The organism is Cupriavidus sp. CP313, assembly GCF_054072015.1.
Map to the genome: position 1 here is coordinate 1 of NZ_JBSVZB010000035.1, position 16,532 is coordinate 16,532.

The 16,532-nt window shown below is 68.7% G+C and carries 17 protein-coding genes; 6 read left to right on the plus strand and 11 right to left on the minus strand.

Going from position 1 to position 16,532, the window contains the following annotated elements; translation table 11 throughout:
* Positions 1–160 precede the first annotated feature (160 nt).
* Positions 161–439, plus strand: a complete 279-nt coding sequence (locus ACW4E8_RS33280) for a GIY-YIG nuclease family protein (protein WP_456808397.1) — start codon at positions 161–163, stop codon at positions 437–439.
* Positions 440–509: 70 nt separating this feature from the next.
* On the opposite strand, the gene ACW4E8_RS33285 is transcribed toward ACW4E8_RS33280, so the two are convergent.
* Together ACW4E8_RS33285 and ACW4E8_RS33290 are read right to left on the minus strand one after the other, a co-directional pair.
* Positions 510–932 carry an organic hydroperoxide resistance protein gene (locus ACW4E8_RS33285; protein ID WP_010809789.1) on the minus strand — a complete coding sequence of 141 codons (423 nt, stop codon included), beginning with the start codon at positions 930–932 and terminating at the stop codon, positions 510–512.
* 46 nt (positions 933–978) lie between these two features.
* Positions 979–1,455 (minus strand): MarR family winged helix-turn-helix transcriptional regulator, encoded by a 477-nt coding sequence (locus tag ACW4E8_RS33290; protein ID WP_456808398.1) that lies wholly within the window; start codon positions 1,453–1,455, stop codon positions 979–981.
* A gap of 181 nt (positions 1,456–1,636) precedes the next feature.
* Here ACW4E8_RS33290 and ACW4E8_RS33295 point away from each other — a divergent pair, with 181 nt between their 5' ends.
* Together ACW4E8_RS33295 and ACW4E8_RS33300 are read left to right on the plus strand one after the other, a co-directional pair.
* Positions 1,637–3,103: a DegQ family serine endoprotease gene (locus tag ACW4E8_RS33295; RefSeq protein WP_456808399.1), complete on the plus strand. Its 1,467-nt coding sequence runs from the start codon at positions 1,637–1,639 to the stop codon at positions 3,101–3,103.
* 260 nt (positions 3,104–3,363) lie between these two features.
* Positions 3,364–3,696, plus strand: coding sequence for a hypothetical protein (locus ACW4E8_RS33300; protein WP_456808400.1), 333 nt, complete (start codon positions 3,364–3,366; stop codon positions 3,694–3,696).
* 153 nt (positions 3,697–3,849) lie between these two features.
* On the opposite strand, the gene ACW4E8_RS33305 is transcribed toward ACW4E8_RS33300, so the two are convergent.
* The 5 genes from ACW4E8_RS33305 to ACW4E8_RS33325 all read right to left on the minus strand — a co-directional run bounded on the left by ACW4E8_RS33305 (position 3,850) and on the right by ACW4E8_RS33325 (position 9,972).
* A complete protein-coding gene (locus ACW4E8_RS33305) occupies positions 3,850–5,433 on the minus strand; it encodes an MFS transporter (protein ID WP_456808401.1) in 1,584 nt (527 codons plus the stop codon).
* Positions 5,430–5,918 carry a MarR family winged helix-turn-helix transcriptional regulator gene (locus tag ACW4E8_RS33310; protein ID WP_456808402.1) on the minus strand — a complete coding sequence of 163 codons (489 nt, stop codon included), beginning with the start codon at positions 5,916–5,918 and terminating at the stop codon, positions 5,430–5,432. The genes ACW4E8_RS33305 and ACW4E8_RS33310 overlap by 4 nt, the downstream gene beginning before the upstream one ends.
* A 123-nt stretch (positions 5,919–6,041) precedes the next feature.
* Positions 6,042–8,012 (minus strand): transglutaminase TgpA family protein, encoded by a 1,971-nt coding sequence (locus tag ACW4E8_RS33315; protein WP_456808403.1) that lies wholly within the window; start codon positions 8,010–8,012, stop codon positions 6,042–6,044.
* Positions 8,009–9,040, minus strand: coding sequence for a DUF58 domain-containing protein (locus ACW4E8_RS33320; protein WP_456808404.1), 1,032 nt, complete (start codon positions 9,038–9,040; stop codon positions 8,009–8,011). The genes ACW4E8_RS33315 and ACW4E8_RS33320 overlap by 4 nt, the downstream gene beginning before the upstream one ends.
* A gap of 5 nt (positions 9,041–9,045) precedes the next feature.
* The gene (locus ACW4E8_RS33325; RefSeq protein ID WP_058698583.1) at positions 9,046–9,972 is read right to left on the minus strand and encodes an AAA family ATPase; all 927 of its coding nucleotides are present in this window, start codon (positions 9,970–9,972) and stop codon (positions 9,046–9,048) included.
* Between the two features lie 256 nt (positions 9,973–10,228).
* Here ACW4E8_RS33325 and ACW4E8_RS33330 point away from each other — a divergent pair, with 256 nt between their 5' ends.
* Complete coding sequence (locus tag ACW4E8_RS33330; protein ID WP_456808405.1) at positions 10,229–11,050, plus strand: phytanoyl-CoA dioxygenase family protein; 822 nt, start codon at positions 10,229–10,231, stop codon at positions 11,048–11,050.
* A 15-nt stretch (positions 11,051–11,065) separates the two neighbouring features.
* Here ACW4E8_RS33330 and ACW4E8_RS33335 read toward each other — a convergent pair whose 3' ends face one another.
* Entirely contained in the window at positions 11,066–11,908 is an 843-nt protein-coding gene (locus tag ACW4E8_RS33335; protein ID WP_035816775.1) for an IclR family transcriptional regulator, read from the minus strand.
* 118 nt (positions 11,909–12,026) lie between these two features.
* Positions 12,027–13,625, minus strand: coding sequence for an MFS transporter (locus ACW4E8_RS33340; RefSeq protein WP_456808406.1), 1,599 nt, complete (start codon positions 13,623–13,625; stop codon positions 12,027–12,029).
* 61 nt (positions 13,626–13,686) lie between these two features.
* On the opposite strand from ACW4E8_RS33340, the gene ACW4E8_RS33345 reads away from it, so the two are divergent.
* On the plus strand, positions 13,687–14,667 hold the full coding sequence (locus ACW4E8_RS33345) for a LysR family transcriptional regulator (RefSeq protein ID WP_456808407.1): 981 nt from the start codon (positions 13,687–13,689) through the stop codon (positions 14,665–14,667).
* A gap of 52 nt (positions 14,668–14,719) precedes the next feature.
* Here ACW4E8_RS33345 and ACW4E8_RS33350 read toward each other — a convergent pair whose 3' ends face one another.
* Both ACW4E8_RS33350 and ACW4E8_RS33355 read right to left on the minus strand, forming a co-directional pair.
* Positions 14,720–15,001: a hypothetical protein gene (locus ACW4E8_RS33350; RefSeq protein ID WP_456808408.1), complete on the minus strand. Its 282-nt coding sequence runs from the start codon at positions 14,999–15,001 to the stop codon at positions 14,720–14,722.
* Positions 15,002–15,141: 140 nt separating this feature from the next.
* The gene (locus ACW4E8_RS33355) at positions 15,142–15,705 is read right to left on the minus strand and encodes a YggT family protein (protein ID WP_456808409.1); all 564 of its coding nucleotides are present in this window, start codon (positions 15,703–15,705) and stop codon (positions 15,142–15,144) included.
* Between the two features lie 238 nt (positions 15,706–15,943).
* Here ACW4E8_RS33355 and ACW4E8_RS33360 point away from each other — a divergent pair, with 238 nt between their 5' ends.
* Entirely contained in the window at positions 15,944–16,402 is a 459-nt protein-coding gene (locus tag ACW4E8_RS33360) for a MarR family winged helix-turn-helix transcriptional regulator (RefSeq protein WP_456808410.1), read from the plus strand.
* The last annotated feature ends 130 nt before the right edge of the window (positions 16,403–16,532 follow it).

The following is a 16,532-nucleotide window of genomic DNA, read 5'->3' on the forward strand; positions in this document are numbered from 1 at the left end:
GGATACCCGTGTGAAAGTAGGTCATCGCCAGGCTCTTATACCGCAGAACCCCCAGCCCCAAAAGGCTGGGGGTTTTTGCTTTGGCGCGGCGAAAATGCAATGGCTCGCCGCCGCCGCTCCGGCGTAATACCATTAGCGCTGAATCCCCCATTACCCTTCCATGTCGGCTGACAGCGCCTGGTATCTCTATCTGCTCGAATGCACGGGTGATTCCATCTACACCGGAATCACGACCGATGTTGCCCGCCGCTTCGCCGAGCATCTGTCCGGAAAAGGCGCCAAATATACGCGATCGCGCAAGCCCATACGCGTCCTGGGCCAATTGCGCTTCGAGACGAAATCCGAAGCGTTGAGGGCGGAAATCGAGATCAAGCGCTTGAGTTCGACGCAGAAGCGCGCATTTTGCGCGCAACTGCCGGCAGCCGAGCCGGATCAGTAGCCGGCAGCGCGACAAAATAAAAAAGGCCGGTATCGCTTTCGCGATACCGGCCTTTTCCATGTCTGCAGGATCAGACCACAGTCAGCGTCACGTCGATATTGCCGCGCGTTGCGTTCGAGTAGGGGCACACCTGGTGCGCCTGTTCGACCAGCTTTTCGGCAGCCTCGCGCTCGAAGCCCGGCAGCGAGATCTTCAGTTCGACCTGGATGCCGAAGCCTTGCGGGATCGGGCCGATGCCGACCGCGCCCTCGATCGTGGCATCGGCGGGCACGGTGATCTTCTGCTGGCCGGCCACGTAGCGCATGGCGCCCAGGAAGCAGGCCGAATAGCCGGCAGCAAAGAGCTGTTCCGGATTCAGGCCGTTGCCGGCGCCACCCATTTCCTTGGGCACGGCCAGTTTGGCGTCGAGCTGGCCATCGGACGTGGTGGCACGGCCATCACGGCCGCCAGTGGCGGTGGCATGGGCGGTATAAACGACTTTTTCGAGTTTCATCTAAGGCTCCGGTTTGTTGCCCGAGAGGGCGTATCAACGCTTGCCGTCAGGCCGGCAGGCTGGAATCGGTCCGCGCTTGTTCAAGCGTCGACCGCAGTGCATGCAGGCGCTGCGTCAGGGCCTGGATCTCTTCTACCGGGCACTGCGTGGCGCACAACATCTGTTCAGGAATACGAGCAGCACGCTGGCGCAACGCGCGGCCGGAGTCAGTCAGGCTGACCAGCACCCGCCGTTCGTCGGCTGCGTCACGTGTGCGAGTGACCAGCCGCGCCGTCTCCAGCCGCTTCAACAGCGGCGTCAGCGTCCCCGAGTCCAGCGCCAGCCGGGCGCCGAGTTCCGAGACTGTCAGCGTTTCCGTCTCCCACAACACCAGCATCACGAGATATTGCGGATAAGTAAGTCCAAGCTCACTTAAGAGTGGCTTGTACAACTTGGTCATGGCCAGTGAGCTCGAATACAGCGCAAAGCACAGCTGGCGATCCAGCAACAGCCAGTCTGGGGAGGAGTCATTGTCGCGTTCCATGGCGATATATTAGACGCAATTAGATTGTACGCAAGATAAATTTACATTTTCCCAAAATGTGCTCGATACGCCCATGCATGGCCAGTGCTGAACCTTAAGTCTGTTTTAAGTCTGGGTCGCTAGCATGACCGTGTCGCGTCGCAAAGTGCCGACGCCTGATGCTCAAGGAAAGGAACCACACATGATGCGCCAGACCATTGCTCGCACGGCCGTTGGTATCGCGGCCCTTGCCGCCCTTGGCGGCGGCTATGCCTATCTGCAGAAGGAAGTCATCACGCCGGGGTACGCGGCACCAGCGCCAGCCGCCGCGCCTGCGCAGCCGGCGGCCGCCGTGGCCACGCCGACGGATTTCTCCGGCATCGTGGCACAGTACGGGCCCGCCGTGGTCAATATCAGCGTCACCGCGCGCGCCCAGCGCACCGCGGCGCAGATGCCGCCGGGCATCGATCCGGACGATCCGCTGTTCCAGTTCTTCAAGCGTTTCGGGCCGCAGTTCCAGGGTCCGCAGGGCGGCCAGCAGCAACTGGTGCGCGGACTGGGCTCGGGCTTTATCGTGAGCCCGGACGGGCTGATCCTGACCAATGCGCACGTCGTCGACGGCGCACAGGAGGTCACCGTCAAGCTGACCGACCGCCGCGAGTTCAAGGCCAAGGTACTCGGCAGCGATCCTCAGACCGACGTGGCCGTGATCCGCATCGACGCCAGGAACCTGCCGGCCGTGCGCCTGGGCGATCCTTCGCGGGTGCGCGTGGGCGAGCCGGTGCTCGCGATCGGTTCTCCCTACGGCTTCGAGAACACCGTGACCGCGGGCATCGTCAGCGCCAAGTCGCGATCGCTGCCGGACGATACCTATGTGCCGTTCATCCAGACCGATGTTGCCGTCAATCCCGGTAACTCGGGCGGGCCGCTGTTCAACCAGCGCGGCGAGGTGGTCGGCATCAACGCGCAGATCTACAGCCAGACCGGCGGCTACCAGGGCCTGTCGTTCGCGATCCCGATCGACGTGGCCACCAAGGTGCAGCAGCAGCTGGTGGCACATGGCAAGGTCACGCGCGGGCGCCTCGGCATCAGCGTACAGGAGGTGAACCAGGCGCTGGCGCAATCGTTCGGACTGCCCAAGCCTACCGGTGCGCTGGTCAACTCGGTCGAGCCCGACAGCCCGGCCGCGCGCGCTGGCCTGAAGCCCGGCGACGTCATCATGCAGCTGGACAATGACGTGATCGACCATTCGGGCGACTTGCCCGAGCATGTGGCCGATATCAAGCCGGGCACGCAGACCTCGCTGAAGATCATCCGCAAGGGCCAGCCGATGACGCTGTCGGTGACGGTGGGCACGGCCAAGGACCGTGCCGTCGCACAGAAGGGCGGCGGCAGCGAGGCCGGTGGCCGGCTGGGGCTGGCAGTGCGCCCGCTCACGCCGGCGGAGAAGCGTGACAGCGGCATCGACGGCGGCCTGGTGGTGGAGGACGTGGCCGGTCCCGCCGCGCGCGTCGGCATCCAGCCGGGCGACGTGATCCTGTCGCTCAACGGCACGCCCATCAGCTCGGCCGAGCAGCTCAAGTCGCTGGTATCGAAATCGGGCAAGCAGGTGGCACTGCTGGTGCAGCGCGACGATGCGCGCATCTTCATTCCGCTCGACCTGGGCTAATTGCCGCGGGCACGCCAGACTGCCCGCAAGCCGTTAACTGGCAAGGCTTTGCTGCCCGCGCGGGCCGTATACCCCGACGTATACCGACACGTATACGAAGGGGGTATACGGCCCGCTAAGCCTTGCCGGAGGCGGGATTCAGCGCAACGAACTGCTTACAGAAAGCGCGCCAGCAGGTATTATCTCGACTGCGATGCACGAAGCATGCGGCGGCAGCCCCCGCCGACCCTGGTTCTGCTGAATCGACAAAGAGGAAGTCTATGCAGTTGGATTTCACCCGCGCCATCACGCCGGGTACCGATAGAGCGCGGCGACTGACGTCCACGACGTCCACCGCCGGCTCCGCGCCGAAGCCCCGGCGGCGCAAGAAGGTTGTCGCCCCCCACTGGGAGCGCGGCTACCGCTCACACTTCTACCGCAACGAACGCGGTGACAAGCTTGGCGAAGTGCGCCTGTCCGAGCGCGGCGACCTCCCCGTGGTCTACCACTGGGCCGCCGGCAATTACTCTGGCGCAGAAGGCTCGCTGGCCCACGCCCGTGCGCGCGTGGAAGAGACCATCGGTTTCGGCATGCGCCAGCTGTCGCTGTTCTGAGCAGGTACTTTGCCGCTGCCGCATCCGCCGGCACTGCGACCCGTCCGCGCCATCGCCTCGTGCGCGGTGCCTTCGCTTCTCCCCAAAATTCCGCGTCTGTCCCGCAGTAGTTCCAGTCGTCGCACAGCTTGCGCATAGCCGCTCGCGCAGGCTTCAGGCCAGCCGCCGCTGCAGCAGCATGTACGCCGCCGCGCCCAGCGCCAGCACGGCAATCAGCCGATAGATATCCTCGCAGGCAATCAGCCTGGCCTGCTGCTCGATCAGTCCGCTCAGTTGCGCGAGCGCGCCCAGGTGGGCCTGCGCCGCATCGAAGCCGCGCGCGGCCAATGCCGCCTGCATGGCAGCCATCCAGTGTTCGGTCTCGGCCGGGCGCTGGCCCACCGCGTGCAGCAGGCTGTCGTGCACCGCGAACTGGCGGTTCTGCAGCAGCACCGCACCCAGCGCCGAGGCAAAGGAGCTGGCGACCTGCCGCATCAGGTTCTTGCTGCGGTAGCCATGGGCGAATTCATCGGGACCCAGCGCCCGGAACGTCAGCCCGGCAATGGGGATGATCACCAGCACGCCGAACAGCCCCTTGCCGACCAGCCCCCATGCCAGCGCCGGCGGGCCGGCGTCGGGCGGCATCTGCGAGAACCACCATGCCGTGGCGGCCATCAGCACCAGGCCGGCGACCATCAGCGGCTTCTTGCGCGTCAGGCGCGGCGCCACCTGCAGGTAGACGAAGATGCCGGCCAGGCTGACCAGCGCGGCAAAGGTGTTGAGCCAGCCGGTGGTGGCCAGCGGGATCTTCAGTGCCTGCTCGGCGTAGATCGGGAACAGGTAGCCGCTCAGGTTGCTGATCACGTAGTACACGAAGTACATCGCCAGGCCGGTCAGGTACACCGGGTGGCGCAGTGCGCGCAGGTGCAGCACCGGTTCGCTGTGGTGCCACTGGTGCCACAGGAACACGGCCAGCAGCGCCAGGCCCGCGGCAGCCACCAGCGCGAGCCGCAGCGGGTGCGAGAACACGTCGAAGCGCGCCTCGGTCAGCGCCGCCTGCAAGGTCACGATGGCGGCGCCGAACAGCAGCAGCGGCCCGAGCGCGGGGCCGCCGGTATCGGCGCGCGGCTCTGCATCCGGCAGCAGCAGCCAGGCACCCAGCGTGGCCAGCGCGGCGAACGGCAGCACGCCGTAGAACACGTCCTGCCATACGCCATGGTCGATCAGCTCGGCGGCAAAAGCCGGGCCCAGCGCCGACGCCGAGAAGATGCCGATCATGAAAATGCGGGTGGCGCGCGGGCGCGACGTCGGGCCGAACAACACGTTGACCAGGATGCGGCAACTGGTGAACAGCGCACCGCCGCCCACGCCCTGGAAAAAGCGCGCCACCACCATCTGCAGCAGCGCATGGCTGGTCGCGGCCACGACCGTGCCCGCCATGAACAGCAGCAGCGCCCCCGTCAGGTAGTAGCGGTAGCCGAACCGGCGCGACAGCCATTGCTGCTTCAGGATCATCAGCATGCTGCCCACCGCGTAGGCCGCCTGCACCAGCGCGAAGCTGCGCGGGTCGGCGTCGAGGCCGCCGACGATATGGCTGGAGGCAAACACGAACATGATGTTCTCGAGGAACTCCACGCCGGTGGCCAGTGCCAGCAGCATCATCAGCAGGGTCTGGCGCTGCCGGTGGCTTAGCCAGCGCAGCCACCGCATGCTGACGCGCAATCGCCGCAGCGGCTGCCAGGGTGAGCCGGGATTCATGGCTGCAGCGCCTCCAGGGTCTGGTGCAACTGGGTCAGTGCACGCGTGGCGCCGGCCAGGCCGCCTGCGCCGAGCGGCGCCCAGGCCTCGCCGTAGGCGGCATGCACCGCCGGCGCCGCGCGCTCCAGCAGCCGGCGGCCGGCCGGGGTCAGGGTCAGCTCCAGGCTGCGCCGGTCGCTGGCCGACGCCCGCCGGCGCAGCAGCCCGCGCGCTTCCAGGCCGTCCAGCAGCCGCGTCATCTGCGTGCGCGTGGCGTCCAGCGTGGTGCCTAGCTCAGACGGCATGCTGGGCTGGCTTTCGTCGACGGCAAGCATGCTCAGGAGCAGGTACTGGCTCATGTCCAGTTCGAACGGGGCCAGCGCCTGGTCGATATGGCCGCGCAGCAGGCGCGCGGTGCGAAGCAGCAGCCTGGAGGCCAGGATCAGGTCGCGCGGGGCCTCGGGATGGCTGGCGCAGAAGCGGTCGATGCGTTGTTCGAAAGACATGGCGGGAGGCGTTGCGATCCACGCGAGCGGCGAATCGGTTACATTCGATATAGTTACAGATGTAATTATATCAAACGAAGCTAATCCCGACAGGGCGTGCCGGCCGGCTTGGCTGGCGGGGGCTTAATGCCGCAACGCCGCGGCGATCTGGCGGATGCCTGCCCGCATCGCTGCCAGCGCCTGCGCATGGCGCGCGGCCGGCAGGTTGCCGTAGCGCAAGCCGACATAGGCGGCGCTGACGGCAGCGATCGCGTCGGCCGCGCGCGGCAGCCGAGCGCTGGCGCGCGCGGCGAAGTCTTGCGGTCCTTCGGCTTGGGCGCGCTCGCAGCCGTGGCGGGCCAGCAGGGCGCAGAAGCGGGCATAGGCCGCATCGACGGGGTCTGCCGGCCCGCGGCGCCGCCATAGCGGCACCAGCGCCAGCAGGCACAGTGCGCCCAGCACGCCGGCCAGCAACTGCCCGGCGCCCACGCCGGCGCCGAGTGCCAGCAGCAGCCGCTGCTGCTGCGCATGGTCGTACTGCAGCACCCAGCGTTGCCAGGTGTAGACGACGCCTTCATAAGCCCAGCGCAGGTCCTTCAGCCATGCCGGTTGCTGCGATGGCCGCCAGTCCGCGGCTTCGCTGCCCACCACCGCATCCAGTCCCTGCTCGATGCGGCTCGGCGCGACGGCGCCGGTCGGGTCCACGCGCACCCAGCCGCGGCCGTCGAGCCAGACCTCGGCCCAGGCATGCGCATCGGACTGGCGCACCACGTAGTGGTTGCCGATGGGGTTGTACTCGCCACCCTGGTACCCCGTGACCACGCGTGCGGGCACGCCGGCGGCGCGCATCAGGAAAACGAAACTGCTGGCGTAGTGCTCGCAGAAGCCGCGCCGGGTGTCGAACACAAAGCTGTCGACCTGTTCGCTGCCCAGCGGCGGCGGGCTCAGCGTATAGGCGAAGGGCGCCGCCGCGAACAGCCGCAGCGCGGCCTGCACGCGCGCGGCGGGATCGGCATGGCGGTCGGCCCATTGGGCGGCCAGCGCGCGGGCGCGCGGATTGCCGTCGGGCAGGCTCAGGGCCAGCCGGCGCGTGGCGGGTGTCAGCGCTTCGGGCGCGGGGGACAGCGTGGAATGCGTGCGGTAGCGGATGCGCTGGTCCACCGGCCGGCGCACCATGAATTCGCCGTCGGGCGTGGCGGCGGCGTCCACGCCGGCGGACAGCGCCTGGCCGCGGTCCAGCGCGAACAGCCAGCGCTGCTGGCTGGGCTCGAGCGTGATGCTGACGTCGATGCCATCCGTGTTGCCGGCGGCGGGGGCGGGCGCCAGTTGCAGCCGGCGCTGCCGCGACGGGTGCCAGGTGGTGCCGTCGTATTCCCATAGCACCAGCGCACGCCAGTAGAGCGCCGCCGCGGGCAGCGGCGGGCCGGCGACTTCAGCACGCAGGGCGACTTCCGGCGAACGGATCAGTTGCCCGACGCTGCCCGGCCGCATGGTGTCGCTGATGCCTGTGGTGCCGCGCGGCGCCGATTGCGGCAGCTGCCACAGCGGGTGCTCCAGCCGCGGGAACAGCACGAACAGCGCCAGCGCCCAGGGCAGGCCCAGCAGCGCCATGCGTCCCAGCAGCGGCCAGATCGCCAGCCGGCTGCGCGCCTCGGGGTGGTGCAGCAGCAGCCAGTTGCGCAGCACCCAGGCACCGATCGCCAGGCTGTACAGTGCCAGCCAGAACGGCTGGTCGGACAGGTACAGCGTCAGCAGCAGGTAGAACGACAGCTGCGTGACCAGCGTCGCGTCCGACAGCGCGCGGCATTCCAGCAGCTTGAGGATGACAAAGGCGCCCAGCAGCGCCACGGCGAGCTCGCGCCCCATGCCGCCGCCGTCCTGCCACACCAGCGCGCTGGCCACCAGCAGCACCATTACCGCGGTGATGCCGAGCATCCAGCGCGAGGGCAGCGGCGCCCGCCGCCGCCACAGCAGCCAGCGCCAGCCCAGCAGCAGCACCAGCAGCAGGCTGACCGCCACCGGCAGCGTGCGCGCCTGCGGCGCCAGCACCAGCGCCAGCTGGCCCAGCAGCAGTCCATGGTCTTCATGCCGCAGCGGCCGCGCGACGGATTTCACACCCGGTCTCCGGCGCGGTAAGCCGCAGGCCGTTGCGGCCATAACGCCAGCGCTTCCAGGCAGGCGCGCCGGTGGCTGGCGCCGCGCGCCGGCGGCAGTTCAACGCCGGGCAGGCGCAGGCCGATCTCGGCATCGTCACCGGCGGCCAGCAGCCACGCGCACAGGCGCGACAGCCGCGCTTCCGCCTCCATGCCGGCCGGGAGTGCGTGCCAGTCCAGCCAGCGGGCCGGTTGCTGCGGCGGATCGCCGGCGCGGCTGAGCCAGCGGCCGGTGCGCGCGCTGTGCTTCCAGGCGATGCGGTGCAGCGGGTCGCCGCTGCGGTAGCGCCGCAGCTGGTCGATGCCGTCGTCGCTGCTTGCCGCGCTCGCGGCCGTGTGCACGCCATCGCCATCGTCGGGCCGATATGCGGCAGGCGGCGGCGGGGCATCGGGCTCCGGGGCGGGATAGACCAGCGTTGACATGTCTAGGTCTGCATAGCTCCAGACCCGGAACAGCCCGAACGGAAAGCGGCTGGCGATCGCCACGCGCGGCAGCACCAGCCGGCCCCGGCGCGCGGTTGGCACGTGCAGGGCGAGCATGCCGCTGGCGCTGCCATCGAGCGTCAGCATGGCGGTTGCCACGTTCGGCAGAGTCGGCACGCGCGCCTCGATGCCGATGCGCGCGTCGGCATCGCGGTTGTCGATGCGCAGCTGGAACACGGCATCCTGCCCGGCATGGGCCGGCGCCACCGGGCCCGCGGCCACGGCGAGGTCGAGCAGGTTGCGGTAGGCCAGCCACATGCAGGCCATGCCGATGCCGGCCAGCAGGAAGGTCAGCGCAAAGCCCAGGCTGATGTTGTAGTTCAGCGAAGTCAGCAGCATTGCCGCCAGCACGACCGCAAAGCCGAGGCCGCCGCGGGTGGGCAGGATATAGAGGTGGCGGCGATCCAGCAGCAGCGTGCCGCCGGTTCCGCCGGTCGGGTGCCGGCCCGCCGTGCGGCGTTGAGCCATGACCGGCGCGCCGCGGAGCACGCTTTTGCGCGCCGCCATGGGCTTCAGGGAATGGCCACGCCGGCCTGCAGCGCGGCCAGTTCGCCGGCAACGGCAGCGTGGCCGCCCGCGCCGGCGGGCAGCAGCCGGTGCGCGGCCACCGCGGTGAAGACCGCCTGCACATCTTCCGGCAGCACCATGTTGCGCTGCGCCAGCAGGGCCCAGGCGCGCGCGCAGGCCAGCAGCGCCAGCCCCGCGCGCGGCGACAGCCCCGCGGCAAAGCCGCCGTGGCTGCGCGTGGCCTGCACCAGCGCCAGCACGTAGTCCACCAGCGCCGGGCTGGCGTACACCTGTGCGGCAGCCTCCTGCAGCGCCAGCACCTGGCTGCCATCCATCACCGGAGGCAGCTCCGGCGCGCTGGCGCCGCCCAGGTACAGCACGCGCTCGAAGGCGGGGTCAGGGTAGCCGAGCGACAGCCGCATGGTGAAGCGGTCCAGCTGCGATTCGGGCAAGGCATGCGTGCCGATCTGCTCCAGCGGATTCTGCGTGGCGATCACGAAAAACGGCGATGGCAGCGCGTGGGTGGTGCCGTCATGGGTCACCTGCCCCTCGGCCATGGCCTCCAGCAGCGCGCTCTGGGTCTTGGGCGGCGCGCGGTTGATCTCGTCGGCCAGCACCACCTGCGCGAACACCGGGCCGCGATGGAAGCGGAACTCGCCAGCGTCGCGGACAAAGACGGAAACCCCGATCAGGTCGGCCGGCAGCAGGTCGCTGGTGAACTGCACGCGCTGGTATTGCAGCCCGAGCGTGCGCGCCAGCGCATGGGCCAGCGTGGTCTTGCCGACGCCGGGCACGTCTTCCAGCAGCAGGTGGCCGCGTGCCAGCATGCAGGCCAGCGCCAGCCGCACCTGCTGCGGCTTGCCAAGAACGATGCGGCCCAACTGGGCCTGGGCCTCGGCCAGCGAAGCGACGATGCGTGGGCGAGCTGTCACGTTGGACCTCGGCGCAAAAGGTGAAAAAGGGCGGGTGGATGCAGGGAATATCGGGTGAAGACCAGCGCATTGTAGCGGCGCGGGCGGCACGCGGCACCGTCTGTTTCCGTACGGAGACAGTGGATGCCCCGGCGCTGCCTGCATGGTTATGGTGCAGCGCCTGCGCCAGATCGCGCCGGTTCTGGCATCATGAGCCTGTCGGGCCACCGCGGCCCTTCCCATTCCTCTTTCCGCGGCCTGTGCCGCGCCTGCTGCAATGACCTCGCTGGACCCCTCCGCCGACCTGCCTTCCTCCGTCCTGTCTGCCGATGCCGGCGCGTTGCCGCGCCTGGTGCAGGCCTTCCACGCCAACGGTTTCGTGATCCTGCGCGGCTTTGCCGATGAGCCGGCGTGCGCGGCGCTTGAGGCGGTGACGCGTGAGCACCTGGCCGCGGCGGTGCCGCCGGTGGAGTTCGAGGCCGACCTGGGCTATCCGGGCGCGCCGGCCGCGCGCGATGCCGCCGGCGGCGGCACGGTCAGGCGGCTGCGCCAGGCCTATGGGCGCGACGAGGTCTTCCGTCATTGGGCCAGCGACCCGAAGCTGGTGGCGGTGGTGCAGGCGCTGCTGGGCGAGCCCGCCCGCATCACGCTGGCGCACCACAACTGCGTGATGACCAAGCATCCGCACTATGGCAGCCAGACTGGCTGGCACCGCGATACGCGCTACTGGTCGTTTGCCCGGCCGGAACTGGTGACGGTGTGGCTGGCGCTGGGCGACGAGGACGAGCGCAACGGCGTGCTGCGCGTCATCCCGGGTTCGCACCAGGCGAAGCTGGAGCCGGGCCAGCTGGACCCGGCCGAATTCCTGATCGAAGCCCACCCGGCCAGCCAGCCCCTGCTGGATGCCGCGCAGCCGCTGGCGCTGCATCGCGGCGACGTGCTGTTCTTCGACAGCCGGCTGTTCCATGCGGCCGGCCGCAATGCGTCCAACGCGGTCAAGCTGTCAGTGGCGTTTGCGTATTTCGGGGCCAGCAACCGGCCGCTGGATGGCACGCGCTCGGCCGAGTTCGGCAGCGTGGAGCTGCCCGCGGCAGTCTGATCCCGGCGGCTGCGCTCAGGTGCGCAGCCCGACCAGCCCGGAAATCTTCTCGGAAGCTTCAAGCAGCGGTGGCAGGAAACGCTCCAGCATCTCCTGCGCGCTGGTGCGGTTGGCCTGGCCGCTGATATTGATGGCGGCGATGGTGTGGCCGGCGCGGTTGCGGATCGGCGCGGCCAGCGACACCAGCCCTTCTTCCAGCTCCTGGTCGTTGAGCGCCCAGCCGCGCTTGCGGATGTCGGCGACGATGGCCTTGAGCGCATCCACGTCGGTGACGGTGCGGCCGGTGCGCGCGCGCAGTTCGGTGGCGCGCAGCACGCTGTCGAGCTCGGGCTCGGCCAGGCCGGCCAGCAGCACCCGCCCCATCGACGAGCAATAGGCCGGCAGGCGGCTGCCGATCGACAGGTTGATGGTCATGATCTTGCGCGCCGGCACGCGCAGCACGTAGACGATCTCGGTGCCGTCGAGCACCGAGATCGAGCAGCTTTCATGCACCTGCTGCGACAGCGTCTCCATGATCGGCTCGGCCAGGTTCCAGAACGGCATCGAGGTCAGGTAGGCGAAGCCCAGGTCCAGGATCTTGGGCGTCAGCCGGAACAGGCGGCCGTCGGCCTGCACGTAGCCCAACCCCACCAGCGTCAGCAGGATGCGGCGCGCGCCGGCGCGCGTCAGGCCGCTGGCCTGGGCGATCTCGGTCAGCGTCTGGGCCGGGTGCTGCGCGTTGAAGGCCCGGATGACCGACAGCCCGCGTGCAAAGGACTGCACATAGCTGTCGCTCGGCTTTTCGGGCGTGGCGGCGGCGCTGTCGGCGGTCTGCGGTGCTTGCGGCGGGTTCTGGCGGGAATCGGTGGGGCTGGCCATTTACGTAGCCCGGCGCGGTTCGCCGGATTGGCACGGAAAGGCCGAAAGGGTAGAGGAAATGCCGGGATTGCGCCAGTACCGGCCCCGGACATGGCCTGGCGCCCGGCGAGGGGGCTCCTTACCGGAAGCTGCGCTGCGCCAGCACGAACACCGCCGCCACCACGCACAACACGGCAAAGCCGTGCAGCATGTCCATGCCGGCCAGCAGCGTGGCCTGCCGGTCGACTTCCAGCGTGATCCTGGCCAGACTCGTTGCCGAGAGCGCATCCGGCGCCTGCAGCACCGGGTTGTAGCGCGTGATGTGCTCCACCAGGTGGGTGCGGTGCTGCGCCAGGCCGTCCTGCATGAACACACTGGCCAGCCCCGTGCCCATTGCCGAGGCGATCTGCTTGCACACGTTCTTGAACTGGTAGGCGTGCGAGAAGTCCTCGACCGGCACCTCCAGGTAGGTCATCGACGCCACCTGCACCATCAGCAGCACCGGCGTCAGCCCTTCAAGCAGCACTACCGGCACCAGCGCGTAGTCCGGCGCGCCCGGCATCAGCTGGTGCGACAGCAGCATCGCCGCGCAGGCGTAGACGACAAAGCCGATGGCGATCACGCGCCGCTTGCGGAACACCAGCGCCATGCCCAGCGTGATGGCGATGGCGCCGATGGCCGACACCGTGCCGCTGGTCGACAACAGCATGCAGGTGGTGCGGAAGGTCAGCCCCAGGCCGGTCTGCGTGAGCGAAGGCAGCAGGAACGACCAGGCCGACGAGAGCAGGTAGTACAGCGTGTAGAAGCCCAGCCCGTACAGGTACTGGCGCCCGGCCAGGCGCGAGAAGTCGATCCATGGGTCGGGATGGCGAGACAGCCGCCAGCCGCTGAAGGCGAACAGTGCCAGCCCGCACAGCGCGGCCAGCGGCATTTCCAGCGAGCTGAAGAAGCGCGTATAGCGCATCTCCTGCAGGGTGTGCAGGAACACCAGCGCGCCCAGCGCGGCGGCGATGGCGGCGGGCCAGTCCAGTGTCGATACCGGCGGATGCGGGTCGCGCGGCGCGCGGGTCGGGTAGGTGAGCGCCACCGACAGCAGCACCGGCAGGGCAATGCCGGCCTGGAACAGGAACACCGCGCGCCAGCCGATATCGTCCAGGAAGATGCTGGTCAGCCAGGGCGTGATGGCCAGCATCGAGAACGCGCCGCCGCCGAAGCGCAGCATCAGCGGGCCGCGCTCGGCCGGCGTCGACACCAGCTGCACCAGGATGCGCGAGGCCGCGAACAGGCCGCCGGCGCCCAGCCCCTGCACCGCCTTGCCGGTGATCAGCCCGGTGGGGCTGGCAATCTCGGCGCAGATCAGCGAGCCCAGGATAAATACCAGCAGCGACCCGATGGTGAAGCGCTTGTACGTGGTGCGGCGCGCGACCTGGTCCAGCACCATGTTCATCAGCACCGCGGTGGCGGCGTAGGCCGAGATCGCGTACAGATAATCTTCCGGCGCGGCACCGACGCCGCCCTGGATATGCTGGCTGGCCACGCCCATCATCAGCGTGGAAGAGAAGTCGATGCCGGTCACCAGCCCGAGCGTCAGGCCGAACAATGAAAGACGCCAGTGACCCATTTCCGGGTGACTGGCGAGTTGCATGCGTGGGCGCTGGGGCGTGGGGGCGGGGGCTAGGGCTGCTGGAACTGCGGGGGCTGAGGCGTCCGGTCCAGCCGGGACAGGCGTTTGTTGCATCGCTCAAGCATAATGTAGGCCTGCCGTCGGGAACTACAGCTTGTCAGGGAAACATTGTCCGGTGAACGAAACAATCCAATGGAATGATTGGGAGGCGTTCTGCTGCGTGGTCGAGCAGGGGACGTTCACGGCCGCGGCGGAGCAGCTGGACTGCCCCAAGTCGCGCGTCTCGGCCGCGGTGGCGCGGCTGGAAACCGCCATCGGCGCCAAGCTGCTGGAGCGCACCACGCGGCGCATGCGGCTCACCGATGCTGGCAAGGCGGTCTACCGCGATGTCGCCCCGTTGTTTGCGCGCCTGCGCGAGATCCGCCAGGAAACACTGGCGCGCGAGGAACGCGTGCAGGGCGTGCTGCGCATCGCCACACCCTATGAGTTCGGCGCCCAGCAGCTGGGCGGCGTGATCTGCCGCACGCTGGCCGCGCATCCGGCGCTGGATGTAGCCGTGGAAATCACCCAGGGCCTGGTCGACCCGATCCGCGACGGGTTTGACGTGGCCTTCGTCGTCGTCGATACCGACCTGCCCGACTCGGGCACGGTGGCGCGCCGCATCTACCACGTCGAACGCGGCCTCTTTGCCGCGCCGGCGCTGGCCGCCAACCTGCCGGCGCAGTTGCGCCCGGAAGACCTGGCCAATATGCCGACGCTGACCACGCCCGGCGACACCGTCTGGGAATTCAGCCGCGACGGCCAGACCGTGTCCGTTCCGATCCGTCCGCGCATGCAGACCCACAACGCCGAACTGCGCCTGCAGGGCGCGCTGGCGGGGCTGGGCATTGCCCGGCTGTCGGTCATTTATTGCGAGGCCGAGATCGCGCAAGGGCGGCTGGTGCGCGTGTTGCCTGACTATCCGTTGCCGCCGCTGCGCGTGTTCGCGCTGCTGCCGGACCGGCGGCTGCAGCCGCGCAAGGTGCGGGCCTTCATGGAAGCGATCGAATCGATGATGGTGTCCGAGCTGGAGCCCAAGGCGGGCCTGGACGGGGGGCTGGGGGCGGAAGCAGCCGCGAGCGGGCATGCTGAAGGAGAGGCCCGCCCGGCGGGTTGAGGGCGCTGGCGGGCCGCCACGGCTGGGCCGTGGCAAGGGAAGGGGCAGGGGCTCAGGCGCCGTCGGTGAACGCGTCGCGGCGGTCGGTGGTCTTGGCGCCGTCAGTGAACGGGTCGGCCTTGCCCAGCCTGGCGCCATCGGTGTACGGATCGGCCCGGCCGATCCTGGCGCCGTCCAGGAACGGATCGGCCTTGCCGGCGTGGGCGATGCTGCCGTCCAGGCGGGCGATGTCGGAAACGGGTTCGGAGGCGTGGGCAGCGGCCGCGGCAAACGACAGGCTGACGGCGCACAGCAGGGAAAGCGTCAGGCTGCGGCGTTGGGCGATGGTCTTCATGGTGTGTGGTCCTTCTAAGGCAGGGTGCGTGGCGGAAGCGCCGCGGTGCCTGTAATGTAGGACTTCACACTGGGCAGAAAAAGGGTCAATTCTCGACACACTGTCCAAGGCTCTGGACAATGTGCCGAGCCACCGGTGGGTCAGTAGCGCATGCCGAAGATGCCGGCGCCCAGCCGCGCGATCACCATCAGCAGGATCTGCGCGATCACGAACAGCACCAGCGGCGAAACATCGAAGCCGCCCAGGCGCGGCACCACGCGCTGGATCGGGCGCAGCACCGGCGCGGTCAGGTGGTCGATGGCCGGGGTGACAGGCGAATGCGGGTTGACCCACGACAGGATCGCCATCAGCAGCGTGACCCACATCACCAGGCTGATCGCCCATTTCAGCACATAGAGCAGGGCGGTCAGCAGCATGGCCGGCAGGAAGCCCAGCAAGTCGATGCCGCTGAGCAGCGCGACCAGCACCAGGAACACCACCGCGGTCAGCCATGCGCCCACCACCGTGGCCCAGTCGATGCCGCCCAACCCGGGGATGACCCGGCGCAGCGGGCGCACCAGCCAGTCGGTGATCTGGAACACCCCCTGGGAGACCGCATTGCGCGTAGGCAGCCGCGTGAGCTGCATCCACACGCGCAGCAACAGCGCCATGCCGAACAGGGTGAAGACGGTATCCAGCAGGAAGAGAGCGATTTCCGAGAACATCGGTGCGTTTTCCGGTGACGGGTGAAGGTGTCTGCAACCGCACAGATTCTGCCATAGCCGGACGCCGGCACGATGCAACTGTGCGCCGGGCACGTGAGCTGGCGGACAGGTTTGTGCTGGCGGCGCGGTGCGCGGCCCCTATAATTGCGTGCGCCCCGGTTGCGGGACCGGCCGCGCGCCCGTGGTCTTGCGCGTTGTTCCTGCGCTTTCATCCTCCTTTGCGCTTTTTCGCCACCTTATGCCCAGCAAGTCCGCCCCGTCCCGGAAATCCACACCGCTTACCCAGGCCGACTTCGAGGCGCTCTCGGATTTCCGCTACCAGTTGCGGCGCTTCCTGCGGTTTTCCGAAGACGCGGCGCGCGAGGAGGGGCTGACCGTGCAGCAATACCTGCTGCTGCTGCATATCCGCGGCTGTGCCGATAAGGACTGGGCCTCGATCGGCGAACTGGCAGAACGGCTGCAGGCCAAGCAGCACGGCGTGGTGGCGCTGGTCAACCGCTGCGAGGCGGCGGGGCTGGTCAAGCGCCGGCTCAACCCCGAGGACCGCCGCGTGGTGCAGGTGCACCTGCTGGCCAAGGGCGAGCGCTACCTGAACCGCCTGGCGATGCTGCACCGGACCGAGCTGGAATCGCTGCGCGGCGCTTTCCGCGTGGCCCGCATCACCCAGTTCAACGACGACGGCGCCGAGCGCGGTTGAGCCCCGGCACGCCGGCGCCACGGCCGGTTACAGGCGGTTACCAATCACAAGCTCCGGTGACACCCGCTGGCCGCCGGCGGCCCTAGACTCGCGCGCATTCCCCAACACGCGCAGCGCGCAGGAGTCCTGA